Source organism: Cupriavidus sp. WGlv3, assembly GCF_023952475.1.
GTDB lineage: Bacteria > Pseudomonadota > Gammaproteobacteria > Burkholderiales > Burkholderiaceae > Cupriavidus > Cupriavidus phytorum.
Genome location: NZ_JALHRX010000058.1, coordinates 1 through 5857, shown reverse-complemented (window position 1 = coordinate 5857; position 5857 = coordinate 1). Strand labels below are relative to the sequence as shown.

Here is a 5857-nt window from a genome sequence, read left to right as displayed (position 1 = left end):
GTGTGCTGCGAGGGGTTTTGTCTTTGGCGCGGAGAAAACGCGGCGGGCGCCCGCACCGCTGAGCGCAAGCTGCGTCCTTCGGCTTCGCCCATGGCGCGCCAACCAGAGTGCGACCACCGAGCCATGCCCGCGACGGGAACTACCGACAGCGGGCATGTCTATCGACAATGCATTGTGACGCCAGCCCGTGAGCCTTCGATGTCTTAGTGCGACCGGCTGGACAACACCGTGTCGGCCTTGTCGTGCGTCGCGTATTTCTCGATCAGGGTGGCACTGGCGCGATTCAGTCCAGCGACATCGACGGCAATGCCATGGCGACGGAATTTATGGACGATACGGTCAAGCGCATCGATTGCCGTGAGGTCCCAGAAATGCGCTTGTGACAAGTCGAGGCGGACCGAGCGGACCGGCTCGGTGAAGTCGAATTCCGATACCAGCGCCTCGGAGGAAGCGAACAACACCTGTCCGCGCACCGTATAGCGCCGTTCGCTGCGCGCGGGGTCCAGCACGGATTCGACCGCGAGAAGGCGGCGCGCCTTTTCGGTGAAGAAGACGGCGCTTAGCAGCACCCCGAGGCCAACGCCAAGTGCCAGGTTGTCGGTCGCGACCACTGCGAAGACGGTGGCCACCATCACCACGGAAGAGCTCTTCGGATTGGTCCGCAGCTTGAGCACCGAGCCCCAGTCGAAGGTGCTGATCGATACCATGATCATCACCGCGACCAGAGCGGCCATGGGAATCCTTTGCACCCACGGGCCCAGGAACACCACGAGAATCAGCAGCAGCGCGCCCGCGACGAAGGTCGACAGGCGACTACGGCCACCCGACTTGAGATTGATGACGGTCTGCCCGATCATGGCGCAGCCCGGCATGCCACCGAGAAAGCCGGCGACGATATTGGCGCAGCCCTGGCCGCGGCATTCGCGGTTCTTGTCGCTTGGGGTGTCGGTGAAGTCATCGACGATGCTTGCCGTCATCAGGGATTCAAGCAGGCCGACCACTGCGATGCTGACCGAATACGGAAAGATGATTCGTAGCGTTTCCAGCGACAGCGGCACGTGTGGCAACGCCAGGGCCGGCAATTCCTCAGGGAACGCACCCATGTCCCCGACGGTGCGCAGATCCAGGTGCAACGCCATGGACAGCCCGGTCAGCACGATGATGCACACCAGGGGCGAGGGGACGGCCGTGGTGACGCGAGGCAGCAGGTAAATGATGGCCAGGCCGGCGCCGACCATCGCGTAGACGTACCACGGAACCGACTGCAATTGCGGCAGCTGGGCCAGGAAGATCAGGATCGCCAGCGCATTCACGAAGCCAGTAATGACCGAGCGGGACACGAATCGCATCAATGCGCCAAGCCGCAGATAACCTGCGCCGATCTGCAGCACGCCTGCCAGGATGCCTGCGGCAAGCACGTATTCCACGCCGTGTGCCTTGACCAGCGAGCCGATCAGCAGCGCTACCGCACCGGTGGCGGCCGAAATCATGCCAGGGCGTCCGCCCGCGATGGCGCTGACCACTGCGATGCTGAAGGCCGCATAAAGGCCGACCTTGGGATCGACGCCGGCGATGATGGAGAAGGCAAGCGCCTCGGGGATAAGCGCGAGGGCGACGACGATGCCGGCAAGGATATCGGCGCGGACGTTGGAGAACCACTCCTCGCGGATGGTGTTCGTATACATGTGGGTAGGGCCGTTGGTAACGGTGAATAAGACAATGGGTCGGCCGACCGGAGGACTGCCAAGGCGGCAATGCCACGCAACGTCGCTTTCCGGGAAAGCGAAAAAGGGGGCAAAACGTTGCCGCCTATGCAAGGCGGGCGCAGGAACGAAGCGCGGCGTGCACCACGAACCTCCAGTTCGGTCGTCTGGGACTGGAAGGGTTCGGTGGGACGTTACATTGGACGAATCGGGGCTGGTAGAGGAAGCACCCGCGACGGCGGTTCGATGCCGGGATGCAGCGCCGGATTCTAGAGGATGCTGGCGGCATCGTCCAGCGACGGGAGAACGACACACGCGCTGCTTGTCGTTTCCTCAAACGCCGCTTTTGCCGCTGGAAGTCCTCGTCTGGCTAAATTCGTGGCCGGCTTCGACGGTGGTGACATCGGTCCTGGCATGGATTATTTGCAAGCTCTGCCGGTGCCGGTACAGGAATTCGTGCAAGTCAGGGCCGGTGCAAATATGCGAGGCCGGCGGGGAGGGCATGAATGGGTTCCTGCAGGGAGGGTGCCGAGGTGCTAACCTCAAAAAAAGCACCGCCCGCCGTCACCCTTGCCACTGGGAGAGAAAATGAGCCGTCTGCTGCTCACCAATATCGACCCCGACACCTCGGACGAGGAGATCCGGACGTTCCTGGAAAAATACGGATTCCCGCCATTCGACAGCCTGGAGCATGAGGACGGCGACGGCTCGCACCCGGCCGTGCTGCTGACTTATGAAACACTGGACCCCGCGGTGCTCGGCAAGCTGCAGCAGCGCATCGATCATATGTACTGGAAGAAGCGCCAGCTGAGCGCTTCCATCCTGCATGACCGTTTTGCCTGAGCGGCCTATCGCGATGGCGCGCCCGGGCCTGCCGCGCCGGCTTCCTCGGCAGGCTGCGGTGCAAGCGGGGCAGGGACAGCCATCATCTTCTCCGCCGGGTAGAGCGCCATGAAGCTTCGCGCCAGCTCTGGATCCCGGCACGCGAGCCACGCTTGCCATTGCAGGTACGGAATCATCACCACCGCACGTTTTTCCTTGCCGGGGGCGTGCATCAGCTTCATCACCGCGTGGCCCGGCGCGCTTACCGTGAACATGGCGAAAGAATAGCTTCCGTCGGGCCATTGCTTCCACAGCCCCGCAATGCTGAGCGCCGGCTCGTCCGGTAGCCAGATCCGGTAGCGGATCCAGCCCTGGCCGGCGACGTAGCACGGTTCATAAATGGCCGTCGCAGGCACCAGGCATAACTGGGTGCGGTGCCACGCGCTGCACGAACCGCGGCGATCGCCGACGCTCTCGGCGCGGACATTCATGGTTTCAAAATCCCGGGCGCCATGGACATGGCGCGAGCGCGGCACGAGGCCAAAAGTGGCCAGCAAACATTCGCGGCGGCCACGGGCATCCGCACGGACGATCGGCGCAGCATCGCCGGGCCATATTTCCGCCTTCCATGTTCCTGGCGGTGGCTCGACCCCGAACACATCTCTCAGCACCGGGCTGGTTACTGCGGTGAAATTGGTACACACGATATTGCCTCCCCTGACGTCAGATGCTTGCTGCAGGCACGGTCAGCTATCGCGATACCTCCGACGCCATGTTCCTGGCCGATTCCAGATGGTGCTCGAGCGTCGTCAAGGTCTTCTTTGCAAAATCCCGTACATCGCTGTCGCGCGCGTCGCTTGCGGCCTTGCGGAACAGCGCCACCGCCTCGTTGTGCGCCTTGACGCCGACTTCGTCGGCATATTGCTTGTCGAAGCTGGCGCCTTGCAGTGCGCCCATGGCTTCCAGCTTCTTCTGGTCAGCGGGACTCGGGGTCGTCGGCAATTGCACGCCCTTGGCGTTGGCCAGCCGCTTGAGATCTTCCGCCGCGGCGCGGTGGTCCTGCAGCATCTGCCCGGCAAAACGCTTGACCGTGGCGCTGGTGGCCTTGGTCTCGGCCAGCTTGCTGGCATCGATCTCCATCTGGCCGGCCTGTGCGGCCTTGTTCATGAAATCCACGTCGCCGGCGGGCGGCGCGGCGTACAGGCCGGTTGTCAGGCAAAGCAATATCGCCGCAAGCGCGGATTTTGCATGGAGCCAGGGGCGGCCGGGCTGGCGTGGATCGAATGGCATGACTGTCTCCTGAACGGGCAACCATACCCGGTCTTGCAACAATCATGCCGCCATATCGTGCAATCTCCGACCTCAGGAAACCCGGACAAATTTGGCGACCGAAGGCACTCCCTGCGAGTCGAGGATAAACAGCATGTAGTAGCCAGGCGGCACCAGCGAACTGGAGGCGGGCAGGGTGACGCGCAGGTTCTTCGCGCCCTGCTTGGTATGGCGCAATTTGATATAGCGCTGGTGCATGTCGTTGCCGTGCGTCACAGCCCCCGGCGCCACCAGCGCAACGCTGGAAACATTGGGAGTGCTGGAGCCAACGGTAAAGGTTTGTCCCAAGCTCAATGTACCCGGAGCGCTGGTGATATTGGGGCGAGCACCCTTGAACAGGTACGGTGGCGAATACACCTGTGCCTGGTGCGTACTGGCGGCCAGGGGATTCATGTCGTCCTGGGACAGCAAGACGGTGGCGTCAGGCAACAGAATGGCACTGGAGTGGTAGCCCGCCTGTATAGTGTTCGGGCTCATCGGAATCCAGGTCCCGGTCGGATCGCCGGCCGGCTTGTTGTAAAGCTCGCTGTCAAAATGCGGGTTGTCATAACCGTTGCTGGCCGCATTGCCGCCCACCGTAAACAGCGTGCCATCCGGCAGGATCACGGTATTGGCGTTATGGCGAGGCTGCAGCCATTGCGGAAATTGTCGCCACCCGGCGTTGGGGTTGCCGACATCGAACCACTCGTTGTTGCGGAAGGCGCTGTCGCCTTCGGCACCGCCCGCGATCATCACGGCCTGCTTGACGGGCGTGACCGAGGCATCGGTATAGATAACGCCGTTGGCGTACTCATAGTGCGAGCTCAGCATGTTCGGAATGCTGCTCCATGACCAGGTGCCGGGCGCCAGCAGCACCGTATTGAAGAAGGCCGGCCCCGCCTGCATCATCTGGCCCGAACCCAGCAGGTATTGGAAAGGGTACATGCCGGACGGGTGGTGGAACGCAACCGTGCTCATGGTGCCAACGCTGTCCATGCCCGCGGCCGGGGTGAACAGCTCAACCACCGACGTGGTATTTCCGGATCCTGTTTCGTCGAGGCCACTGGTGATGACTACCCGGTTGTCTGCCAGCTTGGTCACCGTCGGATACCAGCGGCCGACCGACATATTTGGCTGGGTGGTCCAGCTCTCGCTGAGCGGATTGAACGTATAGCTGCTCAGCGCGCCCTGGAAGTTCTGCTGGCCTTCAGGCGCATTCGGATCTGGGTAGCGCAGATTGCCACCCGCAATGAAAACCCTGCCGTCGCTCAATATCGTCTGGCCGGCACACCAGATGTTCTCAGGAGGCGTAATGGAATGTCCCGTGCGCGTCACGGGATCCCAGACATAGGCGACACCGGTGTTCGAGGCGGCCGGGTTATGGTATTGCGTCGGCTCGTACGACCAGAACAGCACCTTGCCTGTGTGCAGCAATACCGCAGTGATGCCGACTACGGGGATGACGAATGGCGCGCTCCATTGGCCGGCCGTATTGGTGGCTTGGGCCCTGGCCGCTGCCAGCACCTGATCATCCGGCGTAGCCACCCGGTCCAGCCCGGCTGCCACGCGACACTGCTTGGCACGTCCCCTGGCATGCGAATCGGCATGGGCCGGACCGAGCACGGCAGTTTCTCGCTGCCGCAGTCGGGCTTCCGCGGAAGGGTTGTTGCAGGCGTCATTGTCGAAGCTGACGGGCGGAGCTGCGTAAATCGAGGGTGCCAGCAGCAGGAAGCCAACCACTGACGCCCACACGGTTTTCCGGAAAATCATGCGTTGACGCATTTGCATCACCTCCTGCAGTGACAGCGTTGCCATGGAATGCGGGAGTTCCGCGCTGGAAGCTCACGGTGGAATGCCGAAGGACATCCCACCGGACTTTTCTAGCTTAGGGGGGCAGGCAGAGAGCCAATGTGGGCTGGCGCACGGAAGGAATGCGATTGGGGGCTTGCGTTTTGCTCAAGCAGCGTGCGGGGCTCCGGGACGAAACGGGAGGTGCTGGCTATATCGTATTTAACATAAGATAC

At 62.4% G+C, this 5857-nt stretch carries 5 protein-coding genes; 1 reads left to right on the top strand and 4 read right to left on the bottom strand.

Annotated features, from left to right (window positions below; genetic code table 11):
* Positions 1–203 precede the first annotated feature (203 nt).
* Positions 204–1685: a SulP family inorganic anion transporter gene (locus MKD38_RS30145; RefSeq protein ID WP_252682407.1), complete on the bottom strand. Its 1482-nt coding sequence runs from the start codon at positions 1683–1685 to the stop codon at positions 204–206.
* A 606-nt stretch (positions 1686–2291) separates the two neighbouring features.
* Between MKD38_RS30145 and MKD38_RS30140 the strand changes: the two genes are divergently transcribed.
* Entirely contained in the window at positions 2292–2546 is a 255-nt protein-coding gene (locus MKD38_RS30140; protein WP_115684063.1) for an RNA-binding protein, read from the top strand.
* 5 nt (positions 2547–2551) lie between these two features.
* Here MKD38_RS30140 and MKD38_RS30135 read toward each other — a convergent pair whose 3' ends face one another.
* The 3 genes from MKD38_RS30135 to MKD38_RS30125 form a co-directional block, all read right to left on the bottom strand.
* On the bottom strand, positions 2552–3229 hold the full coding sequence (locus MKD38_RS30135; RefSeq protein WP_252682405.1) for an SOS response-associated peptidase family protein: 678 nt from the start codon (positions 3227–3229) through the stop codon (positions 2552–2554).
* Positions 3230–3275: 46 nt separating this feature from the next.
* Complete coding sequence (locus MKD38_RS30130) at positions 3276–3815, bottom strand: DUF4142 domain-containing protein (RefSeq protein WP_252682404.1); 540 nt, start codon at positions 3813–3815, stop codon at positions 3276–3278.
* A gap of 72 nt (positions 3816–3887) precedes the next feature.
* Positions 3888–5648, bottom strand: coding sequence for a galactose oxidase early set domain-containing protein (locus MKD38_RS30125; protein ID WP_252682402.1), 1761 nt, complete (start codon positions 5646–5648; stop codon positions 3888–3890).
* Positions 5649–5857: the final 209 nt, after the last annotated feature.

Bases quoted from the DNA above. Each gene is read 5' to 3' on its own strand.
- MKD38_RS30145 (WP_252682407.1), bottom strand. From the start codon at position 1,685: ATGTATACGAACACCATCCGCGAGGAGTGGTTCTCCAACGTCCGCGCC.
- MKD38_RS30130 (WP_252682404.1), bottom strand. From the start codon at position 3,815: ATGCCATTCGATCCACGCCAGCCCGGCCGCCCCTGGCTCCATGCAAAA.
- MKD38_RS30125 (WP_252682402.1), bottom strand. From the start codon at position 5,648: ATGGCAACGCTGTCACTGCAGGAGGTGATGCAAATGCGTCAACGCATG.
- MKD38_RS30140 (WP_115684063.1), top strand. From the start codon at position 2,292: ATGAGCCGTCTGCTGCTCACCAATATCGACCCCGACACCTCGGACGAG.